Below are 19,184 nucleotides of genomic sequence, written 5' to 3' on the forward strand. Positions count from 1 at the left end.
CCATAAAATTACTCTTGTGATTGCAATAATTGTTTGTCATAAAGATCTGCATATTCACCACCTAATGCAAGTAAGGTGTCGTGATTTCCTTCTTCGATGATTTTGCCATTATCCAATACCAAAATATGATCTGCGTTTTTAATGGTTGAAATCCGGTGAGCAATAAATATGGACGTTTTATTTTTCATAATCTTACTTAGATTATGCAGGATCTCTTCTTCCGTTTTGGTGTCTACAGCCGATAAACAGTCGTCAAATATTAATATTTCTGGATTTTTTATTAATGCTCTTGCAATCGAAACACGTTGTTTTTGACCACCCGAAAGAGTGATTCCTCGTTCGCCAATATGCGTATTAAATCCTTCCTCAAAACCTATTATATTTTCATAGACAGCAGCTTGTTTAGCTGCTGTTTCGACTTGTTCATCGGAGTATTTGTCCAAACCAAATGCAATATTATTGGCAATAGTATCCGAAAATAAGAATACATTTTGCGGTACGAAACCTATTTGATGGCGTAAATGTTCGTAATCAAAATCTTTAATATCTATACCATCAAATGTTATATTGCCATCATCTGCATCATACATTCGTAACAAAAGGTTGGCTAGGGTACTTTTACCCGATCCTGTTTTACCAATAATTGCAACTGTTTGCCCAGCTTTTATACTGAGGTTGATGTTGTCCAGAGCTTTTATGCCAGTTTCGGGATAAGTGAAAGAAACATTTTCTAAGCGGATATTGCCTTCCAAATCCTTAGTGACCGTGCCGTTTGGAATTTCGGATTTGGTATTCAAAAATTCGTTTATTCGCCTTTGAGATGCAGCAGCACGCTGTATCAAAGAAGTAACCCAAGCCAAAGCTAAAGCAGGGAAGGTCAATTGATTTACATAAATAATAAATTCTGCAATGTTTCCAGCTGTAATTGTTCCTTTATTTACTTCTAAACCGCCCACATATACAGTAATAATCGTGCTAAAGCCTACTAAAAAAATAATTAATGGAAAAAAAACTGCCTGCACGCGAACCAAATCCAAAGAGGTATTTCTATACACATTACTTTCTTTTTTGAATTCTTCGATTTTGCTGCCTTCCTGGGTATAAGTTTTGATAACACGAATTCCAGAGAATGTTTCTTGTACAAAAGAAGACAATTTTGATAATTGTGCCTGAATTTTTGTGCTTCGTTGGTTAATCATTTTGTTGATAAACAAAATAATTACCATGATAATTGGAATAGGTAATAAAGCATATGTCGCCAATGTAGGATTGACATCGTACATGGCATATATCACCATAATGGAAAGCGTAACCGTATTGATGGAATACATGATGGCAGGGCCAAGGTAGTTGCGTACTTGATTCACATCTTCAGTCGCGCGGTTCATCAAATCTCCAGTATTATTGCGTCTAAAAAACGAAAAATCTAATGCTTGATAATGTTTGTAAATTTCATTTTTTAAATCATATTCTATATATCTCGATATAAGAATAATGGATTGGCGCATCAGAAAAAGGAAGATTCCACGCAAAAGCGCAAGTAATAAAACTATACCTGCAAAATATAAAAGGCTTTTTCCAAAAGCGTCATAGATGGACTGTTGATTTTCAAAACCATCATAGAGCTTATACAAATCAATATTTTCCTTTACTAAATCAAAGGCTTCACGGATTACTTTTGCGGGTAATATGCCAAAATAATTGGAAATAATAACAAAAATAACTCCTGGAATCAGACGCCATTTATATTTTATAAAATATTTATTTAAATAAGCTAGATCTTTCATGATTTGCTAACAAAGGTAAGGGTTTAGCTTTAATATTTTCATTGTAATGGTTGTATTAAAGTCATACTTTCATAAATGCATCAAAAGGTAATTTTAACAAAATTAATTTCTTATTTTTGTACAGCCTTTGAGAGGCTTAATGATTAATAATTTTGGTTATGCAAAATTCCACTATTTTCAATCTGATGGCTACTGCCGATCATCAGAACCTATTCTTTTGTAATGATCCTGCTGTGGGTCTTAAAGCTATTGTAGCTATTCATGATACTACATTAGGACCAGCAATTGGCGGTGTCCGCATGTTGCCGTATGAGTCTGAAGAAGAAGCTATCGAAGATGCATTGCGTCTTTCCAAAGCAATTACTTACAAATCATCATTGGCAGGATTGAATTTAGGAGGAGGATGTGCCGTAATTATTGGTAATAACCGTACCGACAAAACAGAAGTTTTGATGCGTCGTGTAGGTAAATTTATCGAAGGATTGAATGGTAATTTCATTGCTTCTATAGATGTAGGCACTACACAAAAAGATCTTGAACACATTCATGCAGAAACTAATTATGTAGCGGGTCTTCCAACTTCGATGAATGGAGGAGGTGACACGACTGTTTTTGCAGCCCGAGGTGTTTTTTATGGTATCAAAGCCGCAATTAAAGAGTTGTACGGAGATGATTCTTTAGCAGGTCGTAAGATCGCAGTGCAAGGTGTTGGCTCAGTTGGTGAACATTTGGTATCTATGTTGCGCAATGAAAATGCACGTGTGTATGTCTCAGATATGACCGAGGAGCGTAAATTGAAAGTAGCAGCAAAATATAAAGCTGAGCCTATTCAATATGCTACAAGCTATGAGTTGGATGTGGATGTGTATGCGCCATGTGCATTAGGCGGTACTGTCAATCCTGACACTGTTCCTAAGATGCGTTGTAAAATCATCGCGGGTTCGGCAAACAATCAACTAAAAGATGAAGAAGAAACTATCAAATTATTAAAGGAACATAATATTCTTTATGCACCTGATTTTCTAATAAATTCTGGGGCTTTAATTAGCTGTTATTCAGAGTTAGAAGGATATGGTACAGAGCGTACAGAATCATTGATCCGTAATATATATACAGCAACACGTCATGTGTTGCAGCGTTCGAGAGAAGAAAATATCACGACTTATGAGGCTGCCAAACAATTAGCTGAAAAGCGAATTGAGGATATGTCCAAACTGAAAAGGTAAGCGTAATAGTCTTCGATTTTAATACGTTCTTTATAAATAAATTCGTTCTTATACACTTATGTTAAACAGAAGACACCTTAGAGTTAAGGTAATGCAAACGCTTTATGCGTACAGTTTATCGGAAGATAAACAAATTAAAGATTTTGAAAAGGCACTTTTCAAGAATGTAGATGAAGTAAATGAAATGTACATCTGGACATTAAATTTACTGGATGAAGTAGCAGAATACGTAGTTTTAGATGCCGATAGTCGTGCCGCAAAATTTTTGCCAACTGAAAAGGATAAAATTTTGACAACAAAGCTGAATAACAATACATTTATTGAGTCTTTACGTCAGAATAGAGTCTATTTGGAATTGGTGAAAAAGTATAAGGTGTCTTGGGGATTTGATCCAGAGATAGTTCGTTCGATCTTTGCACAGTTAAAGGATTCTGAAGCATATTTAGAATATCTACAATCCGAAGATAGAAGTATCAATGCTGAAAAGGATATTATCAAGTATATTTTCAAAAAGATAATATTGAAATCAGTAGAAATTGAACAAGTTTTCGAAGAAAAGTTTATCAACTGGACTGTTGATAAAGAGGTATTGCAAGCGATGATTGCAAAAACATTCAAAAACTTTAGTTCAGAAGTTCCTTCTCAAAACAAGTTGGCAGATTTGACACCTAACTGGTCAGAAGACGAAGATTTTATCGCTGATTTATTAAAGACAACGATTCGTTATTCGGAAGAATATCAGTTATTGATCGCAGAAAAGACAAAGAATTGGGAAGCTGATCGTATTGCATTGATGGATACTATTCTAATGCGTATGGCGATAAGTGAGCTTATTAATTTCCCGTCTATACCTGTAAAAGTTACTATCAATGAGTACATAGAATTGTCAAAAACATTTAGTACATTGAAAAGTAATACATTTATAAATGGTATATTAGACAAAATTCTTGCAGACTTGACAAAACAAGGTCGTATCAAAAAGTCAGGAAGAGGACTAAAAGATTAAATAGAATGAAAAAAGTACTATTCATTGGAGCAGCATTATCAATGTTGCTGGCATGTAATAACCCGTCAGGAAAATCACAAGAATCAGGAGATTCAACTCTAACTGTTGCTACTAGTAATGATGAAGCCGGTAAGATTGTGTTTGATTCGGATGTGTATGATTTTGGCAGTATAAAAGAAGGTGAAGTAGTGGATCATACTTTCAAATTCAAGAACGAAGGTAAACAACCGGTTATTTTAGCGCAAGTAAGTGCTTCATGTGGTTGTACTACACCGAGTTATACAGTAGATCCAGTTTTGCCAGGTAAAGAGGGTGAAATAAAGGTTAGTTTTAATAGTGCAGGACAACCAGGTGTACAACAAAAAATTATTACAATATCGTCAAATGCAGAGAATGCTGTAACGACAGTACAAGTAAAAGGAACTGTAGGAAAATAAATTTAAATTATTAATTATAATATGATATCAACTATTTTATTACAAGCTGGCGGTGGCGGTGGTTTGATGAGTATGCTACCAATGGTATTAATCATTGTGGTATTCTACTTCTTCATGATTAGGCCACAGATGAAAAAACAAAAAGATCACAAAAAGTATATTGAAGAATTAGGTGTTAATGCTAAGATTGTGACGACTGCAGGTATTCATGGACGCATTGTAGAAGTGTCGGATACTACATTTTTAGTAGATGTAGGTTCTGGTGTACGCATGCGTTTTGATAAATCAGCAGTTTCATTAGACGCTTCAAAAGCTGCTAATGCGGAGCCTAAAGCTTAATTAAAATAAAATTTATAAAAGCCATTTGCCCTTGGGTGAATGGCTTTATTATTGTATATGCCCTGCATACATATATTTTTTTAACTTTGTGTGTATGAAGCAACGTAGATTTACAAAAATCCATAAACGTAAGATAAACATCTTTTTGCGTTGTCTTCTAATTTCTTTTGTCGCTTGGCTGCTGATAGCTGTTTCAAATCAATATACATTTTCGATAAAGGCGGGAATTCAATATGTAAACATGCCAGAAAAGCGTGCTTTTCACCCCTTACAATCTGATACTGTAAGCTTAAAGGTGCGGATGAGTGGATGGAATGTATTATTAGCAAAGTTGCGCACGGATACTACTAATATTCAAGTTGATTTGAGTGGGTTAAATAGTAGGAATTTTGTTGTTTTCTCCAATCAAATTGGTTTCATTAATCGACAGTTTCCTACAGACAAACGTGTAATAAGTGTTTCTCCAGATACTTTATATTTTGATTTTTCACGTCAGACACAGCGTAAAGTTCCTATAAAAGTGCCAACAAGTATTACTTTTAAGAAACAATATGGTTTTGTTGGGAGAACGAATGCTAATCCGTCGTTTGTGACTATTACCGGCCCAACAGAAGATGTTGCTAATATCGAATTTTTAGAAACTGATACGATTAAGGGTGACTTAGTCTTTACTGATATTCGAACTATAGCAAACATTAACAAAAATAATAAAACTAACATAACTATCTATCCGCGGATGACAGAAGTAGTTATTCCTGTAGGTGAATTGACAGAAAAAATTATTGAAGTACCGATCAAAATTATCAATGCTTCTCGCTACAGTTCTGTACGTACGGTTCCAAGTAAAGTCAGTATGACAGTAATGGTTCCATTAAAAGATTATGTAAAATGGACTGCAAGTGATTTTGAAGCTGTAGTTGACCTCGAGAATTGGCAAGATCAACACGTGAAAAGTTTGCCTATACGTCTCACCAAAATTCCAGACTTTGTTCAAGTAATTAAGTTGGAACCCCAAAATGTAGATTTTTTTGTGCGGAAATAATAATAGTATGAAATCCATTAAAGTAGGTATTACAGGCGGAATTGGCTCGGGAAAAAGTTTTGTAGCTAAGATTTTCAAAACATTAGGTGTTCCATTTTATGATGCGGACAAACAAGCGAAAATCATGATGGTCAAAAGTGAATCCATCCGTCGAGGATTGATTGAAACATTTGGTGATGAAGTATATTTTGGAGATGGTAGTTTGAATCGTAAGTGGTTGTCCGCTCAAGTTTTCAATGCTCCAGACAAATTGGAACTTCTCAATAGCATCGTGCATCCTGTTGTCATCCAAGATGCTGTAGATTGGGCTGCTGCGCAAACTTCATGCTATAGCCTCAAAGAAGCGGCTTTATTATTCGAGTCAGGTTCATTTAAGACATTGGATTATACAATTTTGGTGGTGGCACCAGAGGAAATTCGTATTGATCGTGTGATGGCTAGAGATAATGTTTCACGTGAGGAAGTGTTAAATAGAATAAACAAACAACTGCCAGATGAGGAAAAGTGTAAATTGGCAGATTTTATTCTTATCAACGACGGAAGCGAGCCCTTGCTTCCACAGATTTATAGATTACACAAGCAGTTAACAAGTACATGCTAAATACAGATATTTTAGAAGATTTTTTGATAGAAAATGAGTTTGGTTATTATTGTGCGTATGGTGATTTCTATATTGATCCGAAATATCCAGTTGGCAAAGCTGTCATTTCACATGCTCATGGTGATCATGCCGTGCCAGGACATAAAATGATATTTGCGACCAGTAGTACAATTGTTTTTATGCAGCATCGGTTTACGAAGCAACCTATTAACTCTTATTACGAGCAATCATATAATGAAACTTTCAAAATAGGTGAGGTTGAAATTTCCTTCATTCCAGCAGGCCATATACTGGGCTCTGCTCAAATATTGATGGTATATGATGGTGTTCGATATCTCTACACAGGCGATTATAAACTGCAAGAAGATCATACATGTGAGCCTATCGAATACATAAAGGCTGATGTTTTGATTACGGAGACTACTTTTGCTGATCCAGCGGTGAACCATCCTGACCCTATTGCCGAAATACAAAAACTTAATTCAACTTCGTTGAATATTATGTTGGGCTGCTATGCATTAGGTAAAGCACAACGTATAACGAACCTTATTAATACCTATTGTCCCCAAAAAACAGTCTATACACATCACAATATCGCTCCTATACATCGCATTTACGATGACAAAGGTTTTGTAAAGCTTACTTATGAAATTTATAATCGTAAGGCTCTGAAAGATGGTCAGGATAAAATATATTTGGTACCGCCGATGACCTTTCATAATTATTTCAGAGCAAAGAATGTGGTTCGCGTGTTTGCATCTGGCTGGAAACGTTTGCAAAATCATAATGATATGATGTTATTCATTTCAGATCATATAGATTGGAATGATTTAAATACTTTTATTGCTAAAGTTGAGCCGACAGAAATTTGGACTGTTCATGGTGAAGGTATGCACCTCAAATCTCACTATGAAAATAAAATCAAAGTGAGAAATATTACAAAGAGTTAGTATTAAATTTTTAAAACTTTCTTTGAAGATCTTGGTTATATATGGTATCACATAATATTTACCAAATATGAACAAATTATTTAGAGCATTAATAGCAGGCTGGGGCGCTAAAAAAATGGGACTTGGTTGTTTCGGAACAATAATCGTATTTATTATTATTTACTATCTATTAGGCTATTTAGGATAGTATTGTAAAAGTATTTTTCTAAATCTTAATGACCTCAATTATAAACCTAATTGAGGTCAAATATTCTTTATTTTAATTTATTAAGGGCTACTACAACAGTTTCCGAAATACTATTTATGCATTACGTCATGTTAAATTATACTTCTTTAATCCTTGTGTAACAAATTACTTAAGTATTTGCAGTAACTGTTCCAATCAGAAGAATAATCCTTTTCTAAATACCAGTTTAATCGTATTCTAGATATTGTTTGGTTGTTAACATCCTCCCCATAAGGACATGCTTTGGTCACTTTCGTTGGACAACCATTCTATAAATTCTGATTTAGAATCAAATTCTGCGATAACCGAATTAATACCAAATCCATCGTATACTGTACTCAATATGAATTTTTCATATTGAATAAATAATCCTATTCCACAAGAGTCTCGGTGTGAAAAGTATAATCTTTGTCAATTGAATTTGATATAGTCAACTTTTCGGCAACTTTGTTTGAAAGATCTATTCCAAAATTTTCAGAATTAAGGTTATTGTAAACTTGCATTTCTTTTTCAGAAAGGTCATCTAAAGAAATTTTTGGAATCAGTAATTTCATTAATATTTTTTTCTTTTGGTGACTTTATTATTCTTGTATTCATAGATGTAATCTTTATCTTCTGCTTTTCCGTTATTGTCAATAATTTTAAAAGTTTCTACATCAATGGTTTTTATAATACTTTTATTGGACAAACAGTACACTACAAAGTTATCTTTAGCCCAAAATTTATCAAGAATTTCAAAGCTCGCACCGTGCAAAGCCTTTTTAATAGTCTGTCCATTAGCTATGTACACATTGTTTTTGTCTTTCGCATAATCAAACGAAGTCAAAGGTGGTTCAGAGATTTTTTCAAAAGTAGCTGCATCTGCTTTCTTGTAAATTTTTCCAAACCAATACACATTGTTTTTATCTTTTGCCCATACGTCATTGATCACTTTAAATGTATTTGGATCTGAATTTTTTAATACCAATAATAACTCAGCATATCCACTATATTGATCGATTTTAGCAGTTGAACTTGCGTAATCATTGTATTGGTCTTTTGCATAATGGGTTTCGTTTCTTTCAGAAGTATATATAATCTCAAAGGTACTCGGACTTTCTATTTTTGCAATTCTTCCGTTATACCAAATACCGTTTTTATCTTTTGCAAATAACTGATCGATAACCTCAAATGAGTCAGCATCAGCTTCTATTTTTTGAGAAAAGAAAAACACTTGATCTTTGTCTTTGGCATAAATGTAATTAAGCACTTTAAAGCTCTCATAATCCACATTATTGAGCCTTAAAAAACAATTTCCTCCAATTTTGTTGCCTCTTGATACATGTGAACTTATAGTTGGGTAATCATAAAAATTCCCATCATCTAGGAAATGATAAAATACGTCTTTTTTGTTGGTGTAATGATGCGTCGACAAGGGTATCAATTTACTATCAAAATCAGTGTCAAAATTCCACCAGGCATCCGCTTTTGGAAAGGTGTAAATGGAAAATAAGAATGCAGCAAAATTGGTAATTTGGAGTGCAACATATTTGGCAATAATAAATACACAATCCATTTCAAAAGTATGCTATAAAATTTATTTGTCCAAGAATGATTTTCTATTCTGCAATCTATAGCTTTCTCCTGTTAGATTTATGACTTCGCACCGAAACAAAATTCTATCTAAGAGTGCCGTTGCAATCACCTCATCTTCGAGTATTTTAGCCCATTCAGTTGGTTTCTTATTAGTGGTTACGATAATAGATGTTGATTCATATATTTGNGGCTCGTACCATCTTTTTGTATTCTGCTGTTTGCGAACGTACGAAGTCCTTGGTTTTTAAGGTAGAGACTATTTCTTCCATAGTTCTAAAGTATACATGATACCCGGCCTTTACAGCATCCTTAGCTAATCCTGCCGCTAGCATTGTTTTTCCTGTACCACTTGGTCCCATAAGAACTAGGTTAAAGAGTTGATCTATCCCGTTAAGCTCTCTAAGTGTGGCTAGTCTTTTATTAGTAAGTCCATTACGTTTAGCATCATAGTTTGATAAATCGTTATTACGGGGAAGTGAAGCAGATTTCATACGTCTAACTTCATCTCTTTGTTGGCGATGTTGCTGCTCTGCTTTCAACAATCTTGTTAGGAGTTCTAGGTAGACAATGTCTTCACTTTCAGCTGTAGCTATTATTTGATCCAAATTTGCAGCAACCGCTGAGATTCTGAAGTCTGAACAAAGTTGTTTTACCAGTTGAAACGGATAAATAGTAGAGGCATGGCACAAGCAAATAAACACGTGTTGATGGCATCGCTGTGTTACAATCTGAAAAAGTAGCTGAAATTCGTTCGCAAACGACCACATATCATAGTCCAAAGTATGACCGTAATGCAAGGACTACTTTTGTTGCTTCAAAACGCAATTAATAGCCTTCAAATTAAGGTATCTAAGCCTGTTAAAAATTCTGCTTATCAAATATTTTAAAACTAAAACCTCGCTTAATGAGGTTTAAACGAGGTCGAATATTTTTAGTTTATAGCTTTTAACAGGAGTTGTGCAACAGTTACCGATGTTGTGTGTAGCCAGAATTATTCATCCAATCGGCTTTTAATGTCCATTTGTTGATGTAAAATTCTGATGATTTCTATTTCGTTTTCTTTCACGTTAATTCGATAAAATATGAAATGTGATTTTACTTTCGAGCGATAATAGCCATTTCGGATATGATTATAATCTTTTCCAGAAGTTGGATGCTGAGTTAAATATTCAATTTCGTCAAGAATTAAGTTGAAATATCTGTCGGCTTGTTCCGCAGACTAGGTTTCAAAAGTGTAAAGCCAAATGTTTTCAATGTCAATTTGAGCTTCATTACTGATTTTATAAGTCATTATTTTGAAACATGCTTTTGATGAAGATTTTCTAAGAATGCTTCTCTATTAAAGTTTTTTACAAATCCAGATTTCTCACCTTTTTTAAGTTCTTTAATAAGCTCTGTTTTTTTTGTTTCCTCATGTTCAAACATTCTCAAAGCTGCTCTTACAACTTCACTTGCAGAAGAAAATTTTCCAGTTTGAATCTGTTCGTGGATGAATTTATCAAAGTAGTCACCAAGTAATATTGAAGTGTTTTTTGCCATAACTGTAATCTTTATTTCAAATATACCAATAATTGGTATTTTAAGCAATTTTCTAATAGTTAAATTTATGACGGACTGTTCGGAACTGGTTACAATTAACGGGCCGCAGCTTGGCGAAGTGCGGGCTTGAATTGAGCGAAAGTTCAATTCAGAACCAGACGTAGCCAAAGCTGTGAGCCTTTTGTAAATTTAATAAAAAAACAAAAGTGAAATAGCTTTTTGCGGAATAGAAAGCCGAAACGTCAAATTTTAGCCTAAACCCGCCATTTCGCCAATACGATGTGTTTGTTGCACAACTGAATATAGTTAAAAAAAGTCGTATCTTTCTGTATGCAAGGACGTAAAAAATTCACTCCCCAATTATTTTATCAAACTAGTTTGGATAGTTTAGTTCCCAAGGATAATTACTATCGTATTTTGTTAGCAGAATTAGACTTACATTATCTTTATGGTGCTACGCAAAAGTATTACGGTAGTGAAGGACAAGAAAGCATTGATCCCGTTGTTTTCTTTAAGATATTGCTGGTTGGTTATTTGAATAATATCAATAGCGACAGAGCCTTGTTGCGCTTTTGTGCAGATAGTTTGAGTATTCGTTTGTTTTTGGGTTATGATTTGGATGAGGATTTGCCATGGCATTCGACTATCTCTCGTACACGACAATTGTATGGTGAAGAAGTTTTTTTGAGCTTTTTTCAAGAAGTTTTACGCAAATGTGTCGCTAAGGGTATGGTTCGTGGGAAGCGTCAATGTGTTGATTCTGCATTTATCAAAGCCAATGCGAGTATGGATAGCTTGTTGGAAAAGGAGGTTGTGGATGATGTTAGGAGTTACACGGCTGAGCTGAACCACCATTCGGAATACCAAGTAAGTATACAGAAGTATAAAGAGGTAGAACAACAGCACGCTTGGAAGAGCGAAGCTTACAAAGGTATGCCAGGTCATGTAAAAACTATACAAAAGGATGAAGACGGGGAGGAGATTCGCCCTAAATTTCTGAGCAATCACACGCATTACAGCCCAGCGGATCCTGATGCCAAGATATCGACCAAACCAGGCAAGCCTTGTCAGTTGAACTATGCGGGTCAGTTGGCTGTAGATGATGCTCATCATGTGATTACGGGTGCATGTGCGAGTACAGCAGGGAGTAAGGATAGTGCTATTTTTAGTGAGATAATGAACCAAACGTTAGCTAATCTGGGAGCAAATGCTATCCAATTAGAAGAAGTTATAGCCGATGCGGGCTATAGCAGTGGAGAGAGCTTGCAGTATTGTGAAGGCCACGATATTGATGCTTGGATACCTAATTTTGGGCAGTACAAACCCGAGCGAAGAGGTTTTATTTACAATGTGGAGGAAGACCGCTACGAATGTATTCAATCGGGAGGAAATAAAGCGATTCTACCATTTAAAGGGATAAGAACGGATAGCAAGGGTTATCAAAAGAAGACGTACCGCAGTAGTGAAAAGGATTGTAAAGATTGTCCTTTTCGTGAGGAATGTTGTGGCAAGGTTAGTAAATTCAAAAATCTTGACGAAAGCATCCACAAGCCACTATATGATAAGATGCATAATAAACTTACTTCCAACAAATCTTATCACCGAAGATTAGTCAAGCGTCGGAGTAGTACCGTAGAGCCAGTTTTGGGTACATTGATTAACCACCACAATATGAAACGCATCAACAGTCGAGGAATGGCACAGGCAAATAAACACGTGTTGATGGCAGCGCTGTGTTATAATCTGAAAAAGTATCTGAAATTCATCCGCAAACGACCACATATCATAGCCCAAAGTATGACCAAAATGCAAGGTCAACTTTTGCTAGTTGAAAACGTAATTAGTAGCCTTCAAATTAGTGAATATAACCTTATCAAAAATTATGATTGCAAACCTAAATAAAACAACAAACCTCGCTTAAAGAAGCTTAAACGAGGTTCAAATATTTTTAGTATATAGCTTTTAACAGGAGTTGTGCAACAGTTACCCTTGTTAGCGGTTCGTTGTTTATTTTTTTCGTTTGTAATGTAACTGAGTTAAACCAGTTTCAAATGTCTTTGCTTTCACAAATTCAAGCGTTTGTTCGGGCCTTCCATTTTTAAAAAGTCTTGTTCCATTACCTAATAAAACTGGAATAACTGAAATAATAAACTCGTCAATTAAGTCGTACTTCAACAGTTCGTTTATTACTTCTGCACCACCGTCACAATAAATGTTTTTACCGTTTTCAGATTTCAGCCGTTTGACCAATTCAGTCAAGTTTCCTGTATAGAAAATCGTTCTGCCTACTTGTGGTCTTTGGGTTCTTGTTATGACATAAACATCTCTTTGTCCATTATCATAATGAGATAAGCCCACTTCTTTAAGTACATAATCATAAGTTCTTCTACCAATAATTAAGGTGTCTATTGTGTCCGTAAATTCCCCATACCCATAGTCTTCTCCTTCTTTTTCTACGAGTTTCAAGAAACTGAGGTCGTCATTAGGTTTTGCAATATAGCCGTCTAAACTTGTAGCAATAAAAAGTGATATTTTTCGCATTTGTTTTAAATCTTAATGTTTCTGCAAAGTTAGTTTTAGACGACCATTTGCACTTTGTAAAAATGCGACATTTTAAAGTTGTGATGGTAAAAGTCCTGTATATCGTTTGATTTCATTAGTAAGATGTGAATGGTCATAATAGCCACATTCAAAAGCAATATCTAAAAAACTTCGATTTTTATTTAAATTTTTGATAATGCTCACAGCCTTTTGGAAGCGAATAATGTTTGAATATTCTTTCGGGGATAGTCCAACAAGCTTTTTAAAATTCCGCTCTAATTGTCTGACAGTTGTGAAATTTCGTTTTGATAATTCGTAAATGCTGATTTGTCCGTTTGTTGAATGAATATCATTAATAACCGATTGTAACGGATTACTTTTGATTTTTAATCTCTCGGAAAAAAATTGGTTTAAATAGTCTGATGGGCTGTTGAGAATTTTATCGACATTGAATGAATTGGATTTTTCAAACTCAACGGTATCATTCGTCAATTCATTTTGTGGGGCGTAATTATAGAAATTAATAAAAGTCGCTGGTTTTAGACACACGCCTAATAAATAAGTATTGTTATCAATAAAACTGTCTTTAAATGAAGTCATCGCACCAACTACATACGTTTTTCCAAACTCCATAGAAAGCGAACCGTTATCTGTTAGACAAGTATCTCCCAAATTGATTAATATACCTGCACAACCGTCCGGAAAAACCCGTTCCCATTGTTTTTCAAGTTCGTTTCCTTTCAGCTCCCAATAAAAATGTATAAAGGGCTTTAAGTCTTTGTCAGGTTTTATCTTTTTGTACTCCATTGGATTTTGTGGTGTCGCTCGTTACAATGACCGCTAACGTTTTGCGGCTTTGCGAAGGAGCGGATTAGAAAGACTAAACTTTCAATTTAGCACAGACGTAGCAAAACCATTTTTTCTATTTGCTAATTTACAGTTTAAAAGCAAATAAAAAATGGTTTTGCGGATTGAAAGCACAAATGTTGAACTTTGCACTTAACCCGCTCTTTTGCAAAACCGTTGTTAGGTGCTGCCCTTATTGGTTTCCCTTTAGATTTTCCGCTATAAATCGTTCGCAGTATTCTTTAATTTGCTGTCTGACTTCTCTGAACTGTTCATTAATTTCTTCGTCTGTTCCTGTTGCTTTTGCTGGGTCTGAAAAGTTGTGATGAAACTTCTTTGCTTTAGTTGGAAAAAACGGACAACGTTCTTTGGCATTGTCGCAAACTGTAATGACAAAATCAAAATCAATGTCGTAATATTCATCAATGTTGTTTGACCTATGATTTGAAATATCAATTCCGTCTTCTTGCATTATTGCAATGGCTTTTGGGTTTACTCCGTGTGTTTCGACACCTGCACTGTAAACTTCTGCATTTCCGTTCGCAAAATATCGTAAATAGCCTTCAGCTATTTGACTTCTGCAACTGTTTCCTGTGCAAAACACTAAAATTTTTTTGTTCATTTAGTTTGAATTTAAACCATTAACCAAATGATATTTATGATACAAAATTTTGGATAGAAGCCCCAAATAAGTTGTAAAATGGTTATCGAAACGGTGATAATGATTGGTTTTTTGTACTTAATTAAAAATTCCTTTTTTGTCATATTTCAAAGGTTTAACAACATCCACCGTCTGGTGTGCAAGAAGCATTTTGATTTACAGACAATTCGGATAAATTCTTTTTTGCTTTCTCGGACGGAATTCCACACGCATCTTGTGCTAAACAAGCAGTTGTTTTGTTTTGTAAAATGAAATTTGTTCCGTCAAATGCCAAGCCGAACTTTCCTATGGTTTCACTTTGATATTCCACTTCAATTTCTGCATCTTCAATACCTAATTTTTCTTCGGAAAGTTTAATGATGTTTAAAAAGTTTAGCAGGTTTTAAACGATGTTCAAAATCATCGGCATCCCATAACTGAAAATTTACGGTTTTTTCTGTACGAATTACTCCGCCACAATCAATGAAGATTTTTGTAACCATTCCGACTTCGGTAACGTGAAAATGTTCTGGAACGAAAGAGCCGTTTTCCAGTTTAAAAGTTACATTTTCTAGAGTTGGTAGAAGTTTTTTTACTTGTGATAATTTCATTTTGGTATTATTTTATGTTAGCAACAATTTTTGTTTTTCAGGGTAAGTTTTGCCGAAATATTTGTAAAATAATTTTGCAGTTCTTCAATAGTATTTTCGTCAATGCAATAGCAAATCGTGTTACCTTCAATGGTTCCTTTAATTAGTTTTGCATTTTTAAGTTCTTTTAAATGCCTTGAAACAGTTGGCTGTGCTAAAGGAAGTACATCAACAATATCTCCGCAGATACAAGTGTCAACTGATAATAAATATTCTATGATAGCCACTCGGGCAGGATGTCCCAACGCTTTTATAATGTGAGCAATTTCGTGTTGGCTGTCTGTAAAATCCTTTGGTTTTGTTTGTTCTGTTTCCATTTCTTTATTTCTATATTGCAATATTACGATAAAGATGTTAATAGTCAATTATTTTTTGAAATAAATTTCAACTGTCTATAAAAGTTAAATAGGTTTGATTTTTTAGAGTATTGTCGATTTATGTACGTATGTTCGATAGGGTTGCACCTAACATTATTATATACGCAATATAAGTTTTTTCTTATAAATATATAATTGACTGTAAGGTGTTGTTTATAAATTGGTTGCGGTATATTTTATAACTACGCATTTTAAATAAACTTAATGAAAATTAAGATAAACATTATATAAAATGCGCAACTATATTTTAATTGTTAAAATACTTTTTTAGGATATTTTCTAAATCAGCAGGTGTGTCGACAGCATCATTCGAATGTGATGATATTGCTGTTTTGATTTTGTAGCCATTATCGATCCAGCGCAATTGCTCAAGCGCTTCCATAGTTTCCAACTCGGAGAGAGGAAGAGCGGTTAATTGTTGAAGGATATCAATACGATATCCGTAGATGCCGATATGATTGTAATATGGTCGTTTTGTAAGCCACTGACTAGTTTCTATACCACGTAAAAATGGTACAGCTTGTCGTGAGAAATAAATAGCTTCACCATTTTTATTTAGCACTACTTTGGGCTTATTCTCATTGAAAAGTTCGTCTTCATTTTCGACACGTCGTATGAGTGTAGCAATTTCAGTTTCTTTATTCTCAAAACAAGATACTAACAAATCAATCTGTTGTGGATCGATGAAAGGTTCGTCTCCTTGAATATTGATAGCAACATCAAATCCAACTAAATTTTTGATGACTTCAGCACATCTGTCAGTGCCCGATTCGTGTGTTTCACTTGTTATCATGACATTTCCTGCGAAGCTCTTTACATGATCGTAAATACGTTGATCATCGGTCGCAACAATAACTTCTGTCAAGGATGAAGCGTGCTTAGCTTGTTGATATACACGCTGAATCATACTCATACCCGCTATATCAATCAGGGGTTTGCCTGGGAAACGGCTCGATTGATATCGAGCAGGAATAATTCCAATTACTTTCATATCCGAAATTTAGGGAATAAATACTTAACAAAAAAAAGTAGCTGTCACAAAATGACAGCTACTTGAATAATTGAAATATTAAGGTTGGTTAGTTATTAGTGGATAAATAACAACTCACGCAATTTTGGTAAAGGCCATTTCGCATCGTCAACGATTTTTTCCAATTTGTTGACATGGTAACGGATTTCATCAAAATATGGTTTTACTGCCTCGTCATACGCGATTGATCTCTCGCGAATATCTTCGATGTTATTTGCTTTTTTACGTTCTTGACGCATCGCTTCCGCTTTCTCCAAAATAGTGTTTGTATGTTTAGAGATACGCTCTACAAGATTCAATTGAGAAGAATATGCTTCTTTGCTCAAACCTAAATCTTTAAGACCTTTTACGTTTTGAATTAATTCATTTTGGTAAGTAAAGGCAGCAGGAGCAATTTGACTATTCACTACATCACCAATTACACGCGCTTCGATTTGAAGTTTTTTGTAGAAGTTTTCTAACAAAATCTCGTGACGAGCTTCTGATTCACGTTTAGAATAGATGCCTAATCTTTCGAATAATTCTAAAGATTCTTCTGTTACGTATACATCTAATGCTTTTGGCGTAGATTTGATGTTTGACAAGCCTCTAGCTTCTGCTTCAGCAGCCCACTCATCACTATAACCATTACCTTCAAAACGGATAGCTTTAGAATCTTTGATGTATTTACGAACTACGTTCAAGATAGCTAAATCTTTTTTCGTTCCTTTTTTGATTTGTTTATCTACTTCAGCTTTGAATTCGATCAATTGAGCTGCTACGATAGCATTCAAAATTGTCATTGGCAATGCTGAGTTTGCCGAAGAACCTACTGCACGGAATTCAAATTTATTACCTGTGAATGCGAAAGGTGAAGTACGGTTACGGTCAGTAGTATCCAATCTCAATTCAGGGATTTTTGGGATACCGTGCCACAAGTTCGTTTCAGCTTTTACTTTTTTCGCTACGCGTGCTGATTCTACCTCTTCTAATATTTCGTCCAATTGAGAACCTAAGAAGATAGAAATGATAGCAGGAGGAGCTTCGTTAGCACCTAGACGGTGATCATTGGAGTGACTCGCGATAGAAGCACGTAATAAGTCCGCATATTCATAAACTGCTTTGATTGTATTGACAAAGAATGTCAAGAACATCAAGTTGTTTTTAGGCGTTTTTCCTGGAGATAATAAGTTGACACCAGTATTCGTGATTAATGACCAGTTGTTGTGTTTACCTGAACCATTTACACCAGAATAAGGTTTTTCGTGTAATAAAACTTTGAAATTGTGGCGAATTGCCACTTGCTCCATTACATTCATCAACAATTGGTTGTGATCGATAGCCAAGTTGATTTCTTCGTACATAGGCGCACACTCAAATTGAGAAGGAGCAACCTCGTTGTGACGAGTTTTCAATGGAATACCCAATTTTAAAGCTTCATTTTCTAAGTCTACCATGAATGCTAATACGCGCTCAGGGATAGCACCAAAATAATGATCTTCTAATTGTTGACCTTTAGCCGACATGTGTCCGAACAAAGTACGACCAGTCAATTGTAAATCAGGACGCGCGTTGTATAAAGCTAAGTCTACTAAGAAATATTCTTGTTCAATACCTAAAGAGGCATTTACTTTAGTTACTTGTTTGTCGAAATATTGTGCTACATCAGTCGCTGCTTTATCTACCGCTGCTACAGCTTTCAATAAAGGTGCTTTGTAGTCTAATGATTCACCTGTGTAAGAAACGAATACAGTAGGGATACATAAAGTTTTACCAGCGATAGTCTCGTAGATAAAGGCTGGAGATGAAGGATCCCAAGCTGTGTAACCACGCGCTTCGAATGTATTACGTATACCACCGTTAGGGAAAGAAGAAGCATCAGGCTCTTGTTGTACTAATGCATCACCTGTGAATTTTTCAATTGCATTGCCATTATCATCAGGTTCGAAAAAAGCATCATGTTTCTCCGCAGTAGTTCCTGTCAACGGTTGGAACCAGTGCGTGTAGTGAGAAGCACCATTTTCGATAGCCCAAGTTTTCATCGCTTGCGAAATTACATCTGCTAATTCGCGTGAAATTTGAGAACCTTCTTCGATTGCTTTGCTTAATTCTTTAAAAACTGTTTTAGGCAAGTAAGCTTGCATTTTAGCATTCGTGAAAACATTCTTTCCGTAAATGTTAATCGCTCTTTTGGTACTTACTTTTTCTTCTGGTAACGCTATTCTTGAGGCAGCAGCGCTAACGGTTTCAAATCTGAAGTTTGACATCTTATGTTTGTTTGGTTGTTTTTTTGTTGTTTTATGTAAAATATGATGATCAAAAATACATTATGATTTTAGATTTTTATAATTTTTTTTGAAAAATTTTGCAAAAAGCATCTTAAAAGTAAGTTT

General features: G+C 34.9%; 21 protein-coding genes and 2 pseudogenes. 8 read left to right on the forward strand and 15 right to left on the reverse strand.

Translation table 11 applies throughout. From position 1 onward, the window contains the following. Positions 1-8: 8 nt before the first annotated feature. Complete coding sequence (locus tag GOQ17_RS04010; RefSeq protein ID WP_159635150.1) at positions 9-1,787, reverse strand: ABC transporter ATP-binding protein; 1,779 nt, start codon at positions 1,785-1,787, stop codon at positions 9-11. Between the two features lie 158 nt (positions 1,788-1,945). On the opposite strand from GOQ17_RS04010, the gene GOQ17_RS04015 reads away from it, so the two are divergent. The 7 genes from GOQ17_RS04015 (at position 1,946) to GOQ17_RS04045 (ending at position 7,388) form a co-directional block, all read left to right on the forward strand. Then, on the forward strand, positions 1,946-3,013 hold the full coding sequence (locus tag GOQ17_RS04015; RefSeq protein WP_159635153.1) for a Glu/Leu/Phe/Val family dehydrogenase: 1,068 nt from the start codon (positions 1,946-1,948) through the stop codon (positions 3,011-3,013). Between the two features lie 58 nt (positions 3,014-3,071). Next, entirely contained in the window at positions 3,072-4,019 is a 948-nt protein-coding gene (nusB, locus tag GOQ17_RS04020) for a transcription antitermination factor NusB (RefSeq protein WP_201288519.1), read from the forward strand. A gap of 5 nt (positions 4,020-4,024) precedes the next feature. Then, on the forward strand, positions 4,025-4,456 hold the full coding sequence (locus GOQ17_RS04025) for a DUF1573 domain-containing protein (RefSeq protein WP_159635156.1): 432 nt from the start codon (positions 4,025-4,027) through the stop codon (positions 4,454-4,456). A 21-nt stretch (positions 4,457-4,477) separates the two neighbouring features. Further along, on the forward strand, positions 4,478-4,795 hold the full coding sequence (gene yajC / locus GOQ17_RS04030) for a preprotein translocase subunit YajC (protein ID WP_159635159.1): 318 nt from the start codon (positions 4,478-4,480) through the stop codon (positions 4,793-4,795). Between the two features lie 94 nt (positions 4,796-4,889). Then, positions 4,890-5,837, forward strand: a complete 948-nt coding sequence (locus GOQ17_RS04035) for a hypothetical protein (protein ID WP_159635162.1) — start codon at positions 4,890-4,892, stop codon at positions 5,835-5,837. 7 nt (positions 5,838-5,844) lie between these two features. Then, on the forward strand, positions 5,845-6,438 hold the full coding sequence (gene coaE, locus GOQ17_RS04040) for a dephospho-CoA kinase (protein ID WP_159635164.1): 594 nt from the start codon (positions 5,845-5,847) through the stop codon (positions 6,436-6,438). Beyond that, entirely contained in the window at positions 6,432-7,388 is a 957-nt protein-coding gene (locus GOQ17_RS04045; RefSeq protein WP_159635167.1) for an MBL fold metallo-hydrolase RNA specificity domain-containing protein, read from the forward strand. Before coaE ends, GOQ17_RS04045 begins: the two co-directional genes overlap by 7 nt. A 442-nt stretch (positions 7,389-7,830) precedes the next feature. Here the strand turns inward: GOQ17_RS04045 and GOQ17_RS16480 are convergent, their stop codons facing one another. The 7 genes and pseudogenes from GOQ17_RS16480 to GOQ17_RS16340 all read right to left on the reverse strand — a co-directional run bounded on the left by GOQ17_RS16480 (position 7,831) and on the right by GOQ17_RS16340 (position 10,896). Continuing rightward, positions 7,831-7,956, reverse strand: coding sequence for a hypothetical protein (locus tag GOQ17_RS16480; protein ID WP_262885569.1), 126 nt, complete (start codon positions 7,954-7,956; stop codon positions 7,831-7,833). A gap of 29 nt (positions 7,957-7,985) precedes the next feature. After that, complete coding sequence (locus tag GOQ17_RS04050) at positions 7,986-8,168, reverse strand: hypothetical protein (protein WP_159635170.1); 183 nt, start codon at positions 8,166-8,168, stop codon at positions 7,986-7,988. Further along, a complete protein-coding gene (locus tag GOQ17_RS04055) occupies positions 8,168-9,169 on the reverse strand; it encodes a DKNYY domain-containing protein (RefSeq protein ID WP_159635173.1) in 1,002 nt (333 codons plus the stop codon). The genes GOQ17_RS04050 and GOQ17_RS04055 overlap by 1 nt, the downstream gene beginning before the upstream one ends. 21 nt (positions 9,170-9,190) lie before the next feature. After that, positions 9,191-9,373 (reverse strand): ATP-binding protein, encoded by a 183-nt coding sequence (locus tag GOQ17_RS16555; RefSeq protein ID WP_201288529.1) that lies wholly within the window; start codon positions 9,371-9,373, stop codon positions 9,191-9,193. Next, a complete protein-coding gene (locus GOQ17_RS16485) occupies positions 9,366-9,956 on the reverse strand; it encodes an ATP-binding protein (RefSeq protein ID WP_201288520.1) in 591 nt (196 codons plus the stop codon). The genes GOQ17_RS16555 and GOQ17_RS16485 overlap by 8 nt, the downstream gene beginning before the upstream one ends. Positions 9,957-10,180: 224 nt before the next feature. After that, positions 10,181-10,393 (reverse strand): annotated as a pseudogene (locus GOQ17_RS16560) (type II toxin-antitoxin system RelE/ParE family toxin); the annotation flags it as partial. Between the two features lie 86 nt (positions 10,394-10,479). Further along, positions 10,480-10,896 carry a type II toxin-antitoxin system ParD family antitoxin gene (locus GOQ17_RS16340; protein WP_236537048.1) on the reverse strand — a complete coding sequence of 139 codons (417 nt, stop codon included), beginning with the start codon at positions 10,894-10,896 and terminating at the stop codon, positions 10,480-10,482. Between the two features lie 162 nt (positions 10,897-11,058). On the opposite strand from GOQ17_RS16340, the gene GOQ17_RS04075 reads away from it, so the two are divergent. Beyond that, positions 11,059-12,630 carry an IS1182 family transposase gene (locus tag GOQ17_RS04075; protein ID WP_159635176.1) on the forward strand — a complete coding sequence of 524 codons (1,572 nt, stop codon included), beginning with the start codon at positions 11,059-11,061 and terminating at the stop codon, positions 12,628-12,630. 105 nt (positions 12,631-12,735) lie between these two features. Here the strand turns inward: GOQ17_RS04075 and GOQ17_RS04080 are convergent, their stop codons facing one another. The 7 genes and pseudogenes from GOQ17_RS04080 to GOQ17_RS04110 form a co-directional block, all read right to left on the reverse strand. Continuing rightward, positions 12,736-13,269 carry a dihydrofolate reductase family protein gene (locus tag GOQ17_RS04080; protein WP_159635179.1) on the reverse strand — a complete coding sequence of 178 codons (534 nt, stop codon included), beginning with the start codon at positions 13,267-13,269 and terminating at the stop codon, positions 12,736-12,738. Positions 13,270-13,341: 72 nt separating this feature from the next. Beyond that, positions 13,342-14,076, reverse strand: coding sequence for a helix-turn-helix domain-containing protein (locus GOQ17_RS04085; protein ID WP_159635182.1), 735 nt, complete (start codon positions 14,074-14,076; stop codon positions 13,342-13,344). A 232-nt stretch (positions 14,077-14,308) separates the two neighbouring features. After that, entirely contained in the window at positions 14,309-14,737 is a 429-nt protein-coding gene (locus tag GOQ17_RS04090; RefSeq protein ID WP_159635185.1) for an arsenate reductase ArsC, read from the reverse strand. Between the two features lie 154 nt (positions 14,738-14,891). Continuing rightward, positions 14,892-15,366 (reverse strand): annotated as a pseudogene (locus GOQ17_RS04095) (DUF6428 family protein). A 17-nt stretch (positions 15,367-15,383) separates the two neighbouring features. Continuing rightward, positions 15,384-15,722 carry an ArsR/SmtB family transcription factor gene (locus GOQ17_RS04100; protein ID WP_159635188.1) on the reverse strand — a complete coding sequence of 113 codons (339 nt, stop codon included), beginning with the start codon at positions 15,720-15,722 and terminating at the stop codon, positions 15,384-15,386. Positions 15,723-16,029: 307 nt separating this feature from the next. Next, positions 16,030-16,773, reverse strand: coding sequence for a 3-deoxy-manno-octulosonate cytidylyltransferase (kdsB, locus tag GOQ17_RS04105; RefSeq protein ID WP_159635191.1), 744 nt, complete (start codon positions 16,771-16,773; stop codon positions 16,030-16,032). A gap of 95 nt (positions 16,774-16,868) precedes the next feature. After that, positions 16,869-19,058, reverse strand: a complete 2,190-nt coding sequence (locus tag GOQ17_RS04110) for a glutamine synthetase III family protein (protein ID WP_159635194.1) — start codon at positions 19,056-19,058, stop codon at positions 16,869-16,871. Positions 19,059-19,184 lie beyond the last annotated feature (126 nt).

Origin of the sequence: Sphingobacterium composti, from assembly GCF_009829075.1 — a bacterium.
Lineage (GTDB): Bacteria > Bacteroidota > Bacteroidia > Sphingobacteriales > Sphingobacteriaceae > Sphingobacterium > Sphingobacterium composti.